Below are 17,458 nucleotides of genomic sequence, written 5' to 3'. Positions count from 1 at the left end.
CTCAGTTCGCGACTGCGGGGCTCGCAAGCTCACTCCTCACGCTCACACACACCACCTCAGTTCGCGACTGCGGGGCTCGCAAGCTCACTCCTCACGCTCACACACACCACCTCAGTTCGCGACTGCGGGGCTCGCAAGCTCACTCCTCACGGGTGGTCGGCGGCTCGACCACCTGGCGGCCCTGCCCGGACACCGGGCAGCTCGTACGCACCGGGCAGACCCGGCACTTCGAGTTGGCGACGGCGGCGAAGGTGGCGGCGGCCATCGTATCGGCGGTGCGCCGCACCAGCGCGGTCGCCCAGCCGGCCTCCGGACCCTCCCCGGCCGGCGGCTGGCTCTGCTCCTTCGCGTCCTTCGCTCCGGTGCCGAGCTGCACCAGGGCCGCCCCGCCGGACTCCTCGCCGAACTCGGCGAAGCCCCCCGCCTCCACCGCCGCCTGGTAGGCGCCGAGCTGCGGATGCTCGGCGAGGTCGTTGGCCGTGACTGCGGTGGACTTGCCGGTCTTCAGGTCGATCACGACCAGCCGGCCGTCCTCGTCGACCTCCAGCCGGTCCACCCGCCCGACCAGCTCGATGGGACGGCGCGGGTCGTCGAGGCGTACCGCGAACTCGTGCTCGATGGCGAGCAGCCGGCGCGGGTTCGCGGCCAGCCAGCGCAGCAGCTTGTCCACCATCGTCTCGGCGCGGCTGTGTTCCGGCCCGACCATCCAGCGGGCGGCCAGCTCGATCGCGTCGAACCGGGCGGCCACGTAGTCCAGCAACGCGCCCCGGTCGGCGCTGGCGTCCTCGGCGAGCATCGCGGCGGCGTGCACCAGGTTGCCGACCCCCTGGGCGGCGCTGGCCGGCGGGCTGCCGCCGTGCCGCTCCAGCAGCCAGCGCAGGCTGCACCGCAGTGCGCTCTCCATCGCCGACGGGGTGACCCGGACCGGATCCCCCTCGTCGACGAGCGGCCGGTCGTCGGAGAGCTGCCGCAGCCCCCACCAGTCGTCCGGGTGCGCGCCGGCCACCCCGGCGGCGGCGAGCCGGGCCAGCTCGGCCGCCGCCGCCTGCCGCCGGGCGTAGGGCGCGGCCGGGTCGCTGACGGCGGTACGCAGCTCCGCCACCAGCGCCGGCAGGGTAAGTGCCCGGGGCGGCCTGCTCACCGGCAACGCGCCCGGCCGGTCCGGTTCCTCCTCGGCCTCGGCGGGACCGCCGTCCCCCGGCCGCTGTGACGGGTCCCGATCCGGTCGCGCCGGACCGGAACCGCCCGGGGCAGTCCCACCCGTGACCGGTTCCACGCCTTCCGGCCCGCCGTCCGGGGGTGCTGCGCCGTCCGCCCGGGTCGCTGCGCTGCCACTCGGCGACGGCGGGTTGTCAGCCGGTGGCATCGAATTGTCGGCCGGGTGCGGCGGGTCGTCGGCCGGGGACGGTGGGTCGGTCGGGCCCAGCTCGTAGAGGAAGCGGCTCGGCTGCTCCTCGTGGTCGTCGCCGCCCACCGCGGCGGAGGCGACCGCGCTGACCAGCAACCGCCGCCGCGCCCGGGTGACCGCGACGTGGAAGAGCCGGCGTTCCTCGTCGAGCAGCGCCGAGGTCTGCCCGACCAGGGCGGCCACCACGCCCGCACCGGCCGTCCGGCCAGCGAGCACGTCGACCAGGCGCTCCGAACCGAGCAGGCTGCCGCGCAGCCGCAGGTCGGGCCAGACGCCCTCCTGCACCCCGGCGACCGCCACGAGATCCCACTCCAACCCCTTCGCGGCGTGCGCGGTGAGCAGCCGCACCGCCTCCCCCCGGTCGGCGGTCGGGGCGAGGGTGTCGGCCGGCAGGTCCTGGCCGAGGACGTGGTCGAGGAAGACCTCCGTACGCGCACCGGGCAACCGGTCGGTGAACCGGGCCGCCGCGTCGAAGAGCACCATCACGGCGTCGAGGTCGCGGTCCGCCGCCTCGGCGCGGCGGCGCCGCGCCACGTCGCCCTCGCCGGCCACCGCCTGGCCGCGGCCGGTCGCCGCGGACCACAGTTCGGCGAGCCCGCTGGCCCGCCAGACCGCCCAGAGCACGTCCTCCGCCGTGGCGCCGGGCCGCGCGGCGGCCTCCCGGGCGACGGCCAGCAGACCGGCCACCGTCTGCGCCGGCTCCGCCCAGTGCCGCTCGATCCCGGCCAGCTCGGCCGGGTCGCGCAGCGCCTCCACGATGAGCTCACCGGAGGGCCGGCGATCCCCGCCGGCCAGCGCCAGGGCCCGCAGCCCCTGCCGCAGCCGCCGCTCGGCCAGCGGATCGGCGCCGCCGAGCGGTGAGTGCAGCAGCGCGACGGCAGTCTCCTCGTCGAGCCGCTCCGGCTCCAGGGCGCAGCGCAGCAGGAGCAGCAGCGGCGCGACCGCCGGTTGCAGGTGCAACGGCAGGTCCTCGCCGTGCACCACGGTGGGCACCCCGGCGGCGTGCAGGGCGCGTTGCAGCGAGGGCAGTTGCCGCCCGGTGGAGCGCACCAGCACGGCCATCTCCGACCAGGGCACCCCACCGAGCAGGTGCGCCTCGCGCAGCGCGTGCGCCAGCCAGGCCGCCTCGCTGGTGGCCGAGCGGAAGGTGCGTACCTCGACCGAGCCGGGCGGCGCGTCGGGCAGCGGGTGCACCGCACGGTGCGCCGCCGGACCGCGCAGCCGCCGCGCCAGCCGGCCGGACGCGGCGAGCAGCCGGGCACCGGCCCGGTAGGAGGTGGTGAGCACCACCTGGGCGGCAGGGGCTCCCGAGGCGGTGCGGAAGCGGTGCGGGAACGTGGTCACCCCCGCCGGATCCGCGCCGCGGAAGGCGTACGTGGAGGAATCGGGGTCGCCGAACGCGACCAGATGCTTGCCGCCTCCGGCCACCGTCGCGAGCAGATCCTGCTGGGCCGGGTCGGTGTCGGCCAGCTCGTCGACGTAGACGTGGGCCAGCCGCCGACGCTCCGCCGCGAGCAGCTCGGGGTCGTCGAGCAGCATCCCGGTGGCGGCCCGGACCAGCTCGGCCGGGTCGTACGCGATCGAGCCGCGGTTGCTGACGTCGCGCAGGGCGAGCACGGCCACGTACTCCCGCAGGAAGCGCGCGGCGGCCGGCCAGTCGGCGCGGCCGAGCTTCTCGCCCAACCGGGCCAGCTCGACGGGGCCGACGCCCCGCTCGGCAGCGCGCATCAGCAGGTCACGCAGCTGCGCCGCGAAGGCCCGGGTGCGCAGCGCGGGGCGCAGATCCTCCGGCCAGCCGACCGGATCGTCGTCGGGCTCCTCGCCGACCACGTCGAGCAACTCGCGGATGATCAGATCCTGCTCCGGGCCGGTGAGCAGCCGGGGGGACGGCTCGCCCCGCTCGGCTGCGGCCCGGCGCAGCAGGCCGAAGGCGTACGCCGGAAGGGTGCGCACCAGCGGCTCGCGCAGCACGCGTTGCCCGCCGTCGGCGACCCGGGCCTCGATCCGCTGGCGCAGCGCCGTGGCCCCCCGGCGGCTGAAGGTGAGCACCAGGATCCGCTCCGGGTCGACACCCTCAGCCACCCGCGCGGCGACGGCCTCGACCAGCATGCTGGTCTTGCCTGTGCCGGGGCCACCGAGCACCAGCATCGGCCCGTCGGTGTGCGCCGCGATCTCCGCCTGTCGCGGATCGGTCAGCCGCGCCGCCCCACGCGCGCCCCCACCGGCCGGCCCACCGGACCGCCGCTCACCCTCGGTCGGCCCACCGGACCGACCGTCCCCCCGGGCCGGCCCGCCAGGCCGCTGGTCCCCCCGGGCCGCCTCGACAGGCCGGCGCACCAGCCGGTACGCCTGCATCCGTCCATCCCACCACGCCGGTACGACACCCCCACCCCGCCACCCCACCCACCCCACGCGCCCACGCCGCCCCGCGCGCCTCACGCCCGCCCTCGTCCGCGCGATCTTGCACTTTCGGCCCCGGCAAAGTGCGCAAACAGGGCACGCCGGGGGCCACAAGTGCAAGATCGCGTGGGCGAGGGGGCGTGGGCGAGGGGGAGGCGTGGGCGAGGAGGAGGGGCCGGGGCGAGGGGCGTGGGATCAGGTCAGGTGGAGGTCCAGGGTGTCCAGGGCGGCGGGGACCGTGTCGGTCACGGTGAGCAGGCCCAGGCCGGCGGGCTTGAGGAAGGTCTGGTCGGCCAGCGCGCCCAGCCAGTCGAGCACCGGCCGGTAGAAGCCGTCGGTGTCGACCAGCACCATCGGCTTGGCGTGCAGGGCCAGGGTGGCGGTCGTCCAGACCTCGAACAACTCGTCGAGGGTGCCGAGCCCGCCCGGCAGGGTGAGGAACGCGTCCGACTTATCGATCATGACAGTCTTGCGGCTGGCCATCGAGTCGGTGACGAGCAACTCGTCCGACGCCAGGTCGGCGACCTCCAGGTCGACCAGCGACTGCGGGATCACCCCGATCGTCCGGCCGCCGGCGGCCCGCGCCCCGTCCGCCAGTGCGCCCATCATGCCGACGCACCCGCCGCCGCTGACGAGCGTGTGCCCGCGCCGGGCGATCTCCGCGCCCGTCTCGGCCGCGAGGTCCAGCCAGCGCTGGTCGAGCGTACGGGAGGAGGCACAGAAGACGCAGATCGCCGCCACGTCAGCGTTCCCGGCTCTTGTCGCCTGCCTCCGCGGCGGCCTGCTGCTCCGCGGCGGCGACGGCGACGGCCTCCTCCTGGACCGCCTCCTGCTCGACGTTGAGGGCGGCCTCTGCCTCCACGATGTGCCGGACCGCCGCGTCGACGTCGTCGGTGACGCAGATCAGTTCCAGGTCGACCGGCCCGATCTTGCCGTCGGCGGCCATGGTGTCGCGCAGCCAGTCGAGCAGGCCGCTCCAGTACTCCGCGCCCATCAGCACCACGGGGAACCGGGTGACCTTGCCGGTCTGCACCAGGGTCAGCGCCTCGAAGAGCTCGTCCAGGGTGCCGAACCCGCCGGGCAGCACGACGAAGGCCTGGGCGTACTTGACGAACATGGTCTTGCGGGCGAAAAAGTAACGGAAGTCGATGGCCAGGTCGACCCAGTCGTTGAGACCCTGCTCGAAGGGAAGCTCGATGCCGAGGCCGACCGACAGGCCACCGGCCTCGCTGGCGCCCCGGTTGGCCGCCTCCATCACGCCCGGCCCGCCGCCGGTGATCACCGCGTAGCCGGCCCGGGCCAGGGCCGCACCCAGCGCCTCGGCCATCTGACACTCCGGGCTCTCCGGCCGGCTGCGGGCGGAGCCGAACACGCTGACCGCCGGGGGCAGGTCGGCGAGGGTGTCGAAGCCCTCGACGAACTCGGAGAGGATGCGCAGCGCCCGCCAGGCATCCTTGGTCTTCCAGTCGCCGCGCCCGCGCGAATCGAGCAGGCGCTGGTCGGCGGTGCTGCCCGTCATCGCCTGCCGACGCAGCGTCACAGCTCCCCGGTGCCGTTCCCGTCCCGGCTCGCGGCCGGCCTCCCGCCCGTTGCTCTGACCCATGGGAGCAACCGTAGTGGAGCCGCACCCGCCGGGTGCGAGCACCGCGAGCCGGTCCCGCCCCGGACCACCAGACGGGAGCAGCGGGCCGGCCGACAGGCAGGCGGACGGGAGCGCACCGACCGATGGCAGGTGGCCGGGCAGCGGGCGAACAGGCGGGCGGCGGGCGTGCAGGCCGGGCGGCGGGTGAGCCAGCGACGAGGCGCCCGGGCCGGGCCACGGGCGAGGCGACAGACGGGGCGCCCCGACCGAAGAGGGCCTGGAAAATTTTTTCTGGATCTTGGGCAACTAATTCGGTCGCACGGACGTCTTACTATTCACATACCGGGTATGCCCCGGCGCGCGCCTTCGGGGGAGGAGTCAGCGTGATCAGCAACAGCGAGATGATCCGGATCCGGCGGCAGATGCAGCGCCGCATCCGCGACGTGGTGGCCGAGCGCCGCCGCGCCCGCCTGATGGAACCGTCCACCGAGCAGGGCGGCCAGGCCGACACCCGGCCCACCGCCGACACGTCCGCCACCGTCTGACCGCACCGACAGCACCGTGCACGGGAGGTCCGCGTCACTCGACGCGGACCTCCCGTTGCTGTGAGGGTTGCCCCTCGGCGAACGGAACCGCACCCCTGGACAGCGGGATGTCCCTCGGCGAACGGAACCGCACCCTGGCCAGGCCGTGCACCGGCGGGGCGGTGATGGGCTGCCACGCGCCGCCCCCGGAGGTCGTCAGGCGGAGGCGAGCCAGCGGTGCAGGGTGGCGGCGCCGTCCCGGATCTTGCCGATCTCGACGTGCTCGTCGGGATGGTGGGCCAGGTTCGGGTCGCCGGGGCCGAAGTTCAGTGCCGGGATGCCCATCGCGGCGAACCGGGCCACGTCCGTCCAGCCCAGTTTGCCGATCGGTGCGGCGCCCACCGCCGCGAGGAACTCCTGGGCCGGGGCCGCGTCCAGCCCGGGCGGGGCGCCGGCGGTCGAATCCGTGACCCGCACCTCGAAGCCGGCGAAGACCTCACGCAGGTGTGCCTCGGCCTCGGCGGGGGTACGGTCCGGCGCGAACCGGTGGTTGACCTCGACCTCGCACCGGTCGGGCACCACGTTGCCGGCCACGCCGCCGTGGATGCGGACCGCGTTCATGCCCTCCCGGTAGTCACAGCCGTCGATGGTGACCCGCCGCGCCTCGTAGGTGACCAGCCGGGCGAGCACCTCGCCGGCGGCGTGGATCGCGTTCACCCCGTGCCAGGATCGGGCCGAGTGGGCGCGTACGCCGGTGGTGGTGACCATCGCGCGCATGGTGCCCTGGCAGCCGGCCTCGACGATGCCGTACGTCGGCTCCAGCAGCAGTGCGAAGTCCGCCTCCAGCCACTCCGGGTGCGCCTCGGCGACCAGGAAGAGACCGTTGTACTTCGACTCGATCTCCTCCGCCTCGTAGAAGAAGTACGTCACGTCGTAGCGCGGGTCAGGCAGGTGCACCGCCAGGTGCAGCGCGAACGCCACGCCGGACTTCATGTCCGAGGTGCCGCAGCCGTACATCAGGTCGCCGCGCATGGTCGACGGGAAGTTGTTGTTCAGCGGCACCGTGTCCAGGTGACCGGCGAGCACCACCCGCTGGTCGCGACCCAGGTCGGTCCGCGCCATCACCGTGTTGCCGTGCCGGTGGGTGGTCAGGTGCGGTACGCCCCGCAGCACCTGCTCCACGCAGTCGGTGATGGCCTTCTCGTTGAGGGACACGGACTCTATGTCGACCAGCGCACGGGTCAGCGCCACCGGATCGGCGAGGACCTCGGGGGTCAGCGGGTTCTCCATGCTTCGCACGGTACCGTCAGAGCTGGTGAGCGCGGGGAGCGAGCTTCCCGAGGCGGCGCCGTGTGCGACGCGGTCGCGCGGGGCGCGGAGGGCTCGCCGTCCCGCAGCACGAACGAGAGGTGAATCAGTGACGTCCGAATCCGCCTGGGGCATCGGCCTGGCCACCGTGACCGCTGACGACCAGGTGCTCGACACCTGGTATCCGACCGGCAAGCTGGGGCTCGGCGAGCTGCCGCTGGTCGCCGGCGAGGACGAGGCGGACGTTCTGGACCTGCCGCCGGGGGCGGTCGGCGACCGGGCGCTGCCCGGGCTGCGTACCGCGCAGGTGGTCACCGTGATCGGCTCGCTGGACGACCCGATCAAGGACGCCGCCGACGCGTACCTGCGGCTGCACCTGCTCTCCCACCGCCTGGTGCGGCCCAACGAGCTCAACCTCGACGGCGTCTTCGGCAAGCTGGCGAACGTGGCCTGGACCTCCGCCGGGCCGTGCCCCCCGGAGCGGGTGGACGAGCTGCGGGTCATCGAGCGGGCCGCGGGCCGCCACCTGGCCGTGTACGGGGTGGACAAGTTCCCCCGGATGACCGACTACGTGGTGCCCTCGGGCGTGCGGATCGCCGACGCCGACCGGGTGCGGCTCGGTGCGCACCTCGCCGCCGGCACCACCGTGATGCACGAGGGCTTCGTCAACTTCAACGCCGGCACGCTCGGCACCTCGATGGTCGAGGGGCGGATCGTGCAGGGCGTGCTGGTCGGCGACGGCTCCGACATCGGCGGCGGCGCCTCCATCATGGGCACCCTCTCGGGCGGCGGCACCGACAAGGTGCGGATCGGCGAGCGCAGCCTGATCGGCGCGAACGCCGGCGTCGGCATCTCCCTCGGGGACGACTGCGTCGTGGAGGCGGGGTGCTACATCACCGCCGCGTCGAAGATCACCTTGCCGGACGGCCGGGTGGTCAAGGCCCGCGAGCTCTCCGGGGTGGACGGCCTGCTGTTCTGGCGCAACTCGGTCACCGGCGCCCTGGAGGCGAAGCCGCGCACCGGCCGGGGCATCGAGCTGAACGCCGCGCTGCACGCCAACGACTGACGGTCGCCCCGCCGGGCCCGCGGTCGGCCGCGGACCCGGCGGGGGTACGCCTCAGCGCAGGCGGTACGCCTGGATGACGCGCTGGGTGACCGTGTTGCCGGCCGTGTCCCGCGCGGTGGCCCGCAGCGAGACGTGTCCGACGCCGGCCGGGTGCCGCACGGTGGCCGCCCAGCCCTGGCCGCCGGGCCGGACCCGGGCCTGCTGCCAGGTCTTCCCGCCGTCGTAGGAGACGTCGACGGTCAACGCGGCGACCCGGGCCGAGGGCGCGCCCGGCTGCCGCTGCACCGTCACCGGGATCACGAAGCTCCGGCCCGCCGGGGCGGCGTTGTTCGCGTCCAGTCGGGGCGCGAACCGGATCGCCGACGCCGGCAGGGCGGCCGGGTCGTCGCCGGCGACGTGCCGGGACCGGAACGTCCAGGTGGCCGCCACCTCGGTCGAGAGGTCGGTGAAGCTCCGCTTCGACAGCACCTCCAGCCGGTAGTCGGCCGCGCCCGGCGGCACGTCGAACCCGCCGTACGCCGGGTCGGGCGTCTCCCCGACCAGGACCCCGTCGCGGTAGAGGGCGGTGCGGGCGGTGTCGGCGATCGAGCCGCCCGGGTGCCCCTCGGCGTCACTGTGCAGGGGCAGACTCACCTCGACACGGTCGCCCTGACGGGTGATGCCCGCCTGCGGGAACGACGGCCCGTACGGTGCGCTGTTCCAGCTCTCCCGGTAGTGCCGCCCGGCCCGCAGGCTGCGCTCCTCGGAGAAGAGGATCGCCTTGAGGTCGAGCCAGCCGTCGTCGGCCGGCACCCCGAAGTTGAGCTCGGAGGACCAGCGCACGTCCCGGGTGTTGTGGTGCTCCACCCGCTGCCCGGGCGTGGCGGTGGGCAGGACGATCGCCCAGCCGCCGACGTCGGGATCCTGGCGCGGGAAGACCATGCGCTCGGTGGTCAGGCCGGGGCTGCCACCGTTGAACCGGTGGGTGACGGTGGCCAGGTCCCTTGCCCGGTAGTGCCGGACGAGGCCGGTCGGCATCTGCCCGGGAACCGGCTCACTGAGGGCGTAGAGGTAGGGGCTGCTCGCCGCGCCCCTGTCGGCCCACTGGCTGCTGACCGTGGCGAGGAAGCGCTCCCTGGAGACCGTCCGGCCGAGCCCGGCGGTGTAGAGGCCGGTGAAGTCGGAGTCCACGATGCTGAAGCTGTAGCTGCCCTCCTCGGTGAGGAAGTGCGCGTCGGCGACGACGAGCACCGGGGTGGCCGAGCGCTGCGGGACGCTCATCCGGACCGGCCTGCCCCGCCGGGCATCGAGGGTGATCCGCGTGTCCTCCGCGACCGCCAGCTCCGGCTGGACGAGTTGGGTGATCCCGGTGAGCTCCTCGCCGTCCAGCTCGTACACCCAACTGACCAGCCCGTACCGGCCCTTGGGGACCCGCACCTCGGCGGTGCCGTCCGGGTCGTACACGTCGTGGGTGTCGTACCCGTCGAGCGAGATCAGTGTGGTGCCGTGCTCGCCGGTGAGCGCGCCGGCGCGGTTCAGGTGCCGGGCGGTCACCGTGTAGCTCTCCACCTCCCGGTACACGGCCAGCGGGGCGGTGGCCACCACCGTGTTGCCGGAGCGGGCCACGAGCCGGCCGGTGTAGTTGCCGTCCGGTCCGTCGACCCGGGTGTCGGCGGTGACGGTGGTGCTCGCGGTGCCGCCGGCCGGCACACTGATCCGGGTCGCGCCGAGGGTGAACATGCCGGCCGGGGCCGGGGCGCCGGCCGGGCCGGTCGCCTCGACGGCCAGGTCCAGACCGATCGCGGTCGAGCCGTCGTTGCGCCAGGTCACCGTGCGGGTGATCGGGGTGTCGTCGCCGTGCGGCCAGAGCGCCCGCCCGAACGACACGCTCGGCGGGTCGCTGGTCACCGTCTGCCAGACCGCGCTGGCCACGTCGACCCGCCCGGCCCCCTGCTCGTACGCGGTCAGCCCGGGGTGCGGCTTCGCCGAGGACATCAGGAGGGCCTTGAGGCGGTCGGCCTTCCAGTCGGTGTGCTTCTGGGCGAGCAGCGCCGCGGCGCCGGCGACGTGCGGGGCGGCCATCGAGGTGCCCGACATCGACACGTACCCGTCCCCGGCCGGCTCGCCGATCACCCCGTCCCGGCTGCGCGCCGCCACGATCCCCACCCCGGGGGCGGTGATGTCGGGCTTGAGCGCGTCGTCACCGGTGCGGGGGCCCCGGCTGGAGAAGTCGGCGAGGCTGTCGTCCCGGTCGACGGCGCCCACCGAGAGGGCGGCGTCGGCGGTGCTGGGGGAGCTGACCGGGGCGAATCGGCCGGAGTTGCCGGCGCTGATCACGAAGAGGGCGCCGGTCTGCGCGGTGAGCGTGTTGACGGCCTCCTCCAGCGGGTCGACCTCCGGGGTGTCGAAGCCGCCGAGGCTCAGGTTGATCACGTCGGCGCGCTGCTCGACCGCGGCCCACTGCATGCCGGCGAGGATCGCCGACTCGGCGCAGCCGTACGTCTCGCAGACCTTGCCGTCGAGCAACGTCGCGTCCGGGGCCACGCCCCGGTGCCGCCCGTCGGAGGCTGCGCCGCTGCCGGCGATGATCGAGGCGACGTGGGTGCCGTGCCCGACCACGTCGCCCGGCGCGGACTCCTCGGTGAAGTTCCGCGCCTGCGCGACCCGGCCGGCCAGGTCCGGATGGGTGGCGTCGACCCCCGTGTCCAGCACGGCGACCCGCACGTCCCGGCCGGTGAAGCCAGCCCGGTACGCCTCCGGCGCGCCGATCTGCGGCACGCTGCGGTCGAGCGTGAGCTGCCGCCGGCCGTCGAGCCAGATCCGGTCGGCGCCCCCTGCCGCGCCGACCCTAGCGCCGGCGGCGGTGACCGCCGCCCAGACCTCGGCGGCCCGCCGCTTGCTCGCCGTGGCGGCGAGCCCGCCGACGGCGGGCAGCTCGCGGGTGACCGTCACCCCGCCGGGCACGGCCGAGCGCCGGGCCGGGCCGGTGCCACCGGTGATCAGCAGGGGCAGGTTGTCGCGCCGGGCGTCGTCGTAGCCGGCGGCGACCAGCTCGGTGACGTCGAACAGCCGCCGGTCGATCCGGCCGTCCCGGATCGGCGCCACGGCGTCCTCGGGCACCACCGAGAGGTGGCCCCGATCGCGTCGGGTCAGGAAACGGACGTCCTCGCGCCCGGGTGCGGGTCGCACGCTGGCCCGGGAGCCCGTGACGGTGACCCGGTCGCCGGTGAGCAGGGTGACGGTGCTCGGGCGGCTGCCGGCCGCTCCCGCCCGGGCCGGTGCGGCCGGGTCGGCTGTCGGGTCGGGACGGACGGTCGGATCGGCGGGCGCCTGGGCCACGGCCATGCCGGGGGTGCCGAGCACCATGCCGAGCACGAGACCGAGACCGACCAGTTTTCTTCTTCGCTGCAACGGATCCTCCTCGTCGGGCGTTACTACCTGTAGAGAGAGACGCATTGACAGTCATCAGGATTGCATACCGGGTATGCAAAAAGAAGACATGAAGATGACGGACCAGCCAACGAACGGACCCGGCCATCGGGGATGATCGGCCGGTGACCTCCATGAAGGAACGCATGCTGGCGGGCGAGCCGTACATCGCCGACGATCCGGAGATCGCCGCAGACCTGGACCGGGCGACCCGACTGATGGAACGCTTCAACACCAGCCCGGCCGCCGACCCCGAGGCCCGGCTCGCGGCCCTGCGAGACCTGCTCGGCGAGGTGGGCGAGGGCACCGACGTCCGGCCGCCGCTCCACATCGACTACGGCTGGCACGTCCGGATCGGACCGCGCAGCTTCGTCAACTTCAACGCGGTCCTCCTCGACGTCGCCCCGATCACCATCGGCGCCGACGTCCAGATCGGACCGAACGTGCAACTGCTCACCCCCACCCACCCCGTCGAGCCCGGGCCCCGCCGCGACAAGTGGGAGGCGGCCAAGCCGATCACCATCGGCGACAACGTCTGGCTCGGCGGCGGGGCGATCGTGCTCGCCGGCGTCACCATCGGGGAGAACACCGTCGTCGGCGCGGGCGCCGTCGTGACGAAGGACCTGCCGGCGAACGTCGTCGCCGTGGGCAATCCGGCCCGCGTCGTACGCCAGCTCGACTGACCGCCAACACGGCGGCCCGGTCACCGGTTTCTACCGCTCCCCCGCGCCCCGGCGCCGGTCCGGCTGACCCGTCAGGGCGGCGGCGGCTCGGCGAGCCGGACGACCAGGTCGGCGTGGTCCGCGGTGCCGGCCACCAGGGCGGCGTTGGTCTCGTCGCTGCCCGTCGCCCACTCCCGGGCCTGCTCCGCCGACCGCCCGTACGCCTCGTGCCGGGCGGTCAACCGGCGCAGCCGCAGCCCGGGGTCGAGGTCGAGGAACCACGCCTCGTGCAGGAGCTGCCGCACCTCCTCCCAGGGCGTCCCGTTCACCAGCAGGTAGTTGCCCTCGGTGACCACCAGCCGCACCGACGGCGGCACCTCGATCGAGCCGGCGACCGGTTCCTCCAGATCCCGGCGGAACGCCGGCGCGTAGACCGCCGTCGGTTCCAGCCTGCGCAGGCGACGCAGCAGCGAGACGTAGCCGTTGGCGTCGAAGGTGTCCAGGGCACCCTTGCGCTCCGCCCGGCCCAGCCGGCCCAGCTCGGCCCGGGCCAGGTGGAAGCCGTCCATCGGCACCAGCCGGGCGGTCGGGCCGACCGCCTCCACGATCTGCTCCGCCAGCGTGGACTTGCCCGCGCCGGGCGGCCCGGCTATGCCGAGCAGCTGCCGCGGGCCCGCCTCGGCGAGGGCCCGCGCCCTCGCCACCAGCTCGTCGATCCCGACGACCCGGGCGGTCACCATCAGTCGAGGACCGGCTCGCTGATGGCGAACCGCGCCTGCACCGCGGCGTGCACGGTCTGCGGCTGCGGGTCGAGTGCCAGCTCCGGCGTGCCGCCCTCGGCGCCGCCGTCGAAGGCGTACGCCATCCGGCTCATCATCGGCTGCTCCGCCGCGCCCGCGTCGGCCAGCTCGATCAGGGCGGTCACCCGGGTGCCCAGGGCCTCCGCGTACTCCCGGGCGCGCAGCAGGGCGTCGGCGAGCGCGGCGTGCCGGGCCTCCCGGTGGGCCGGGCTGTCCGGGCGCAGCGACCACCATGGCCCGGCCACCTCGACCTGGTCCTGGTCGGCCAGGCGCAGCATCAGCTCGCCGAGCGCGGTGAAGTCGCTGACCGTCACGGTGGTGGTCACGCTGCCGCGGTACGCCACCACCCGCTCGCCGGAGCGCCGGGTCTCGGGCCTGACCCGCAGCTCGCCGGTCTCCCGCCGGTCGATGGCCGGGCCCTCGCCGTCGAGCAGCACCCGGACGGCGGCGGCCCGCTCGGCCAGCCGGGTCAGGGTGGCCTCCCGGTCCCGGTCGCGGGCCGTGACGGTCACCGCGAACCGGGCGATCTCCGGAGCGACCTCCCGGTACGCCTCGCCGCGTACCGTCACCACCGGCCCGTCCACCATGCCCTCACCCTAGTGGCCCGCCCACCCGCACGCGGCCCGTGCGTGGCGACCGGTGCGGCCGGCCGGGGCGCAACGCCCGGGTTCAGGCCGCGTCGGTGGTGGCCGGTAGGTGGCCCGTGTAACCCACCCGGTCGCCGTCGATCCGGCACCCGGTCAGGTAGCCGCCGGCGGCCCCCAGCTCCATCAGGTACGCCACCTCGGCCCGGTGGTCGCCGCCTGCGGGGAACTCCCGCCGGTGGGCGAGCAGGTCACGGTCGAGCAGGGCGGTGCGCAGGTCCCGCGCCCGCTGGAAGCGCGCGACCAGAGCGTCGATGTCCCGGTCGCGCAACGCGGAAGCCAGCCCGTCGAGGAACGCGCTGACCTGGCCGAGCTGCCGCACCACCTGCTCGCGGTTGTCGAACAGCATGTCGGCCGTACGCCTGGCCGGGGTGCCGGCGACCCGGGTGCCGTCCCGGAAGCTGCCCGCGGCGAGGCCCAGGACGGCATCCCGGACGTCCGCCCCCGCCACCGCGCCGGCGAGGCTGCCGGCGAGCAGGTGGGGGATGTGGGACGAGAGCGCCACCACCGAGTCGTGCACCGACGGCGACATCGGCACCACCCGGGCGGCGAAGACGTCGACGATGAGACCCGACAGCATCCGGAACGGCCTGATGCCCTCGGCCGCCGGGCAGAGCACCCATGCGGCCCCCTCGAAGAGTGCCGGCACGGCGGCGGTGAGCCCCGACCGCTCGGTGCCCGCCATCGGATGGCCCGGGACGAACCGGTCGGTCAACCCGTGGGCGACGGCGAACGCGGCCACCGCCCCCTTCGTGCTGCCCACGTCGGTGAGGACGCAGCCGTCACCCACGTGCTTCGCGACGGTGAGCAGGGTCTCCGGCAGGCTCGGCAGCGGGCCGCAGAGAAACACGACGTCGCGGTCACGGACCGCCTCGCCCAGGTCGTCGGGGAACGGCACCCCGCGTTCGCGCCCGTCTTCCCGGGTCGCCCTGTCCGGATCCCAGCCGACGGCGTCCAGCCCCGCCTCGTGCAGCCGGAGCAGGACCGAACCGCCGATGAGGCCGGTGCCCACCACGGCGACCCGGGGCTGCCCAGGGGGATTGTCCACCATCACGCACCTCGGCGGTTCGGTCGGTACCTGTCGAGGGGGCCCGGGAAGACCTGCGTGATCTCGTCGAGGTGGGCCAGCCCGAGGCTGCCGGGCGGCGGCACCAGCGCCCGGCGGGCGTCCACCCCGGCGACGGCGTGGTCGGAGAGATAGCTGCCCAGGTGCTTCACCCGGATGCCCTGGTGCATGAGGCTCCGGATCGCCCGGGCGAGGTCGGCCGAGCGGCGGTCGTGGTCGACCGTGACGACGAAGACGTACTTCCCGGCGAAGCCGGGCAGCGGCCGGGAGGCCAGCGAGACGATGTCGATCCCCCGGTCGGCGAACTGCGTGCAGAGTTCGGCGAGCACGCCCGGGCGGGACCAGCCCGGCGTCAGCGCGACGCTCGTCTTCCAGGTCAGCCCGGCGGCGTCCACGGGCGACGGCTCCGGCCCGCCGGCCAGGCCGAGACAGACGAACCGGGTGTACGCGCCGGGGTGGTCCTCGATCGCGCGGTCGTGGACCCGCACGGGGTACGCCTCGTCGAGGCCGGGGGCCCCGATGGCGATCAGCCCCGGTCGCTCGGCGGCGGCCCGGACGGCGGCGGCGGTGCTCGGGAAGTGCTCCACCGGCAGGCCGGTGCGGCTGACGTACCGCGCGCACTGGGCGAGCCCGTGCGGGTGGCTGCCGATCGCCGTGGGCGGGGTGCCGGCCGCCGAGACGTACGCGTCGAAGGTGATGCGGACGGAGGCCTCCCGCATGATCAGCACCGGGTCGGCGCGGAACACGATCCCGTCCAGGCTCGCCGTCATGATGCCCTCGGCCGTGTTCTCGATGGGCACGACGCCGAAGTCGTAACGGCCCTCGGCGACCCCGGCGATCACGGCCGGGATGCTCCCGGCGGCCCGCAGGTCGGCGCCTGTTCCGTGCAGGAGTCGTGCTCCCTGATGGGTGAAGGTGCCCTCGGGCCCGAGGAACCCGATCACCGGCCGCCCGCCACGGGCCCTCTCGCCGTCACCGTCCACCGCTCCACTTCCTTCCCGGCCGACCGCACACCGCGCCGGCCCCACGCCCGCCCGCCGGTGCGGGCTGTCGCCGGAGCACCGGCTCGGCGGACCCGCTGCCATCGAAACTCATCGTGCGATGGCCGGGGTTCCGAGTCGGCGGTCACTCAGGCGCGCAGCCGGCCGGCGACCGCCGCCACGTGCTCGTCGGACTCGGTCAGCGCCACCCGGACGTGCTGGCGTCCGCCCGGGCCGTAGAGGGCGCCCGCGGCGGCCAGGATGCCCCGCCGGGCCAGCCAGTCGACCGTCTCCCAGCAGTCCTCACCCCGGGTCAGCCAGAGGTAGAGCCCGGCCTCGGAGTGCTCGACGGTGAAGCCCGCGCCGGTGAACGCGGCGTGCAGGGTGTCCCGCCGGGCCCGGTAGCGCTCCCGCTGCTCGTCGGCGTGCCGCTCGTCGCGCAGCGCGGCCACCATCGCCGCCTGCACCGGCGCCGGCACGATCATCCCGGCGTGCTTGCGCACCTTGAGCAGCTCCGCCACCAGCGCCGGGTCGCCCGCCACGAACCCCGCCCGGTAGCCCGCCAGGTTGGACCGCTTGGAGAGCGAGTGCACGGCCAGCACACCGTCGTACGACCCGCCGCAGACCTCGGGCGAGAGCACCGAGACCGGTTCCGCCGCCCAGCCCAGCGGCAGGTAGCACTCGTCGCTGGCGACCACCGCGCCGCGTTCCCTGGCCCAGTCGACCACCTTGCGCAGGTGGGCCGCCGGCAGCACTCGGCCCGTCGGGTTGCCCGGGGAATTGACCCAGACCAGGCGTACCCGGGGGTTGGGGCCGACGGCGGTCAACGAGTCGGCACGGACGACGGTGGCGCCGGCGAGCCGGGCCCCGTCCTCATATGTCGGGTAGGCGATCGGCGGCACCACGACCACGTCGCCGGGGCCGATCCCGAGCAGGGTCGGCAGCCAGGCGACCAGTTCCTTGGAGCCGATCGTCGGCAGCACGCCGAGACCGTCGACGCCAGCCCCGCAGGCCCGCGCGACCCACGCCGCGATCGTCTCCCGCAGCACCGGGGTGCCGGCCGTCAGCGGATAGCCCGGTGCGTCGGACGCGTCAGCCAGCGCCCGCCGGATCACCTCGGGCACCGGGTCGACCGGCGTACCCATGGAGAGGTTGATCAGGCCCTCGGGATGCGCCGCGGCCAGTGCGGCCGCGGCTTCCAGTGCGTCCCAGGTGAACTCGGGCAGCCGCGACGAGACCGGCGCGGACCGGTTCAGTGGTCCTCGCCGCGCGGCGGCTGCGCGGCGACGAAGGTCGCGTCCTTCTCCACCTTGCCGATCTTCGAGGCACCGCCGGGCGAGCCCAACTCCTCGAAGAACTCGTAGTTGGCGCCGGTGTAGTCCTTCCACTGCTCGGGGACGTCGTCCTCGTAGAAGATCGCCTCGACCGGGCAGACGGGCTCACAGGCACCACAGTCGACGCACTCGTCGGGGTGGATGTAGAGCATCCGGTTGCCCTCGTAAATGCAGTCGACCGGGCATTCCTCGATGCAAGCCTTGTCGAGCACATCCACGCACGGTTCGGCGATGATGTAGGTCACCGGTCTTCTCCTCCGCAAGACACGCCGCGAT

14 protein-coding genes are annotated in these 17,458 nt (G+C 74.5%); 3 read left to right on the top strand and 11 right to left on the bottom strand.

Features of this window, described 5'->3' with window-relative positions; genetic code table 11:
• Positions 1-139 precede the first annotated feature (139 nt).
• From AB0D32_RS11320 to AB0D32_RS11310, 3 genes are all read right to left on the bottom strand, one after another.
• On the bottom strand, positions 140-3,763 hold the full coding sequence (locus AB0D32_RS11320; RefSeq protein ID WP_357087856.1) for an ATP-dependent DNA helicase: 3,624 nt from the start codon (positions 3,761-3,763) through the stop codon (positions 140-142).
• 240 nt (positions 3,764-4,003) lie between these two features.
• Complete coding sequence (locus AB0D32_RS11315) at positions 4,004-4,549, bottom strand: TIGR00730 family Rossman fold protein (RefSeq protein WP_357087854.1); 546 nt, start codon at positions 4,547-4,549, stop codon at positions 4,004-4,006.
• Position 4,550: 1 nt separating this feature from the next.
• Entirely contained in the window at positions 4,551-5,411 is an 861-nt protein-coding gene (locus AB0D32_RS11310; RefSeq protein WP_357087852.1) for a TIGR00730 family Rossman fold protein, read from the bottom strand.
• 362 nt (positions 5,412-5,773) lie between these two features.
• Here AB0D32_RS11310 and AB0D32_RS11305 point away from each other — a divergent pair, with 362 nt between their 5' ends.
• Entirely contained in the window at positions 5,774-5,935 is a 162-nt protein-coding gene (locus AB0D32_RS11305; RefSeq protein ID WP_357087849.1) for a hypothetical protein, read from the top strand.
• 195 nt (positions 5,936-6,130) lie between these two features.
• Here the strand turns inward: AB0D32_RS11305 and dapE are convergent, their stop codons facing one another.
• Positions 6,131-7,204, bottom strand: coding sequence for a succinyl-diaminopimelate desuccinylase (dapE, locus tag AB0D32_RS11300; protein ID WP_357087847.1), 1,074 nt, complete (start codon positions 7,202-7,204; stop codon positions 6,131-6,133).
• A 127-nt stretch (positions 7,205-7,331) separates the two neighbouring features.
• Between dapE and dapD the strand changes: the two genes are divergently transcribed.
• The gene (gene dapD, locus AB0D32_RS11295; RefSeq protein ID WP_357087844.1) at positions 7,332-8,288 is read left to right on the top strand and encodes a 2,3,4,5-tetrahydropyridine-2,6-dicarboxylate N-succinyltransferase; all 957 of its coding nucleotides are present in this window, start codon (positions 7,332-7,334) and stop codon (positions 8,286-8,288) included.
• Positions 8,289-8,339: 51 nt separating this feature from the next.
• On the opposite strand, the gene AB0D32_RS11290 is transcribed toward dapD, so the two are convergent.
• On the bottom strand, positions 8,340-11,723 hold the full coding sequence (locus tag AB0D32_RS11290) for a S8 family serine peptidase (RefSeq protein WP_357087842.1): 3,384 nt from the start codon (positions 11,721-11,723) through the stop codon (positions 8,340-8,342).
• Between the two features lie 98 nt (positions 11,724-11,821).
• Between AB0D32_RS11290 and AB0D32_RS11285 the strand changes: the two genes are divergently transcribed.
• Positions 11,822-12,379, top strand: coding sequence for a sugar O-acetyltransferase (locus AB0D32_RS11285; RefSeq protein ID WP_357087839.1), 558 nt, complete (start codon positions 11,822-11,824; stop codon positions 12,377-12,379).
• Between the two features lie 71 nt (positions 12,380-12,450).
• Here the strand turns inward: AB0D32_RS11285 and AB0D32_RS11280 are convergent, their stop codons facing one another.
• The 6 genes from AB0D32_RS11280 to fdxA all read right to left on the bottom strand — a co-directional run bounded on the left by AB0D32_RS11280 (position 12,451) and on the right by fdxA (position 17,427).
• On the bottom strand, positions 12,451-13,098 hold the full coding sequence (locus tag AB0D32_RS11280) for a nucleoside/nucleotide kinase family protein (RefSeq protein ID WP_357087837.1): 648 nt from the start codon (positions 13,096-13,098) through the stop codon (positions 12,451-12,453).
• The gene (locus tag AB0D32_RS11275; protein ID WP_357087834.1) at positions 13,098-13,745 is read right to left on the bottom strand and encodes an SIMPL domain-containing protein; all 648 of its coding nucleotides are present in this window, start codon (positions 13,743-13,745) and stop codon (positions 13,098-13,100) included. The genes AB0D32_RS11280 and AB0D32_RS11275 overlap by 1 nt, the downstream gene beginning before the upstream one ends.
• A gap of 82 nt (positions 13,746-13,827) precedes the next feature.
• Positions 13,828-14,853 carry a prephenate dehydrogenase/arogenate dehydrogenase family protein gene (locus AB0D32_RS11270; protein ID WP_357087831.1) on the bottom strand — a complete coding sequence of 342 codons (1,026 nt, stop codon included), beginning with the start codon at positions 14,851-14,853 and terminating at the stop codon, positions 13,828-13,830.
• Complete coding sequence (locus tag AB0D32_RS11265) at positions 14,853-15,851, bottom strand: prephenate dehydratase domain-containing protein (RefSeq protein WP_357087828.1); 999 nt, start codon at positions 15,849-15,851, stop codon at positions 14,853-14,855. The genes AB0D32_RS11270 and AB0D32_RS11265 overlap by 1 nt, the downstream gene beginning before the upstream one ends.
• Positions 15,852-15,997: 146 nt before the next feature.
• Positions 15,998-17,104 (bottom strand): succinyldiaminopimelate transaminase, encoded by a 1,107-nt coding sequence (dapC, locus tag AB0D32_RS11260; RefSeq protein ID WP_357088088.1) that lies wholly within the window; start codon positions 17,102-17,104, stop codon positions 15,998-16,000.
• On the bottom strand, positions 17,101-17,427 hold the full coding sequence (gene fdxA, locus AB0D32_RS11255) for a ferredoxin (protein ID WP_350919159.1): 327 nt from the start codon (positions 17,425-17,427) through the stop codon (positions 17,101-17,103). The genes dapC and fdxA overlap by 4 nt, the downstream gene beginning before the upstream one ends.
• Between the last annotated feature and the right edge of the window lie 31 nt (positions 17,428-17,458).

Source organism: Micromonospora sp. NPDC048170 (genome assembly GCF_040652795.1).
Classification (GTDB): Bacteria; Actinomycetota; Actinomycetes; order Mycobacteriales; family Micromonosporaceae; genus Micromonospora.
This window is presented reverse-complemented; position numbering and strand designations above follow the sequence as displayed.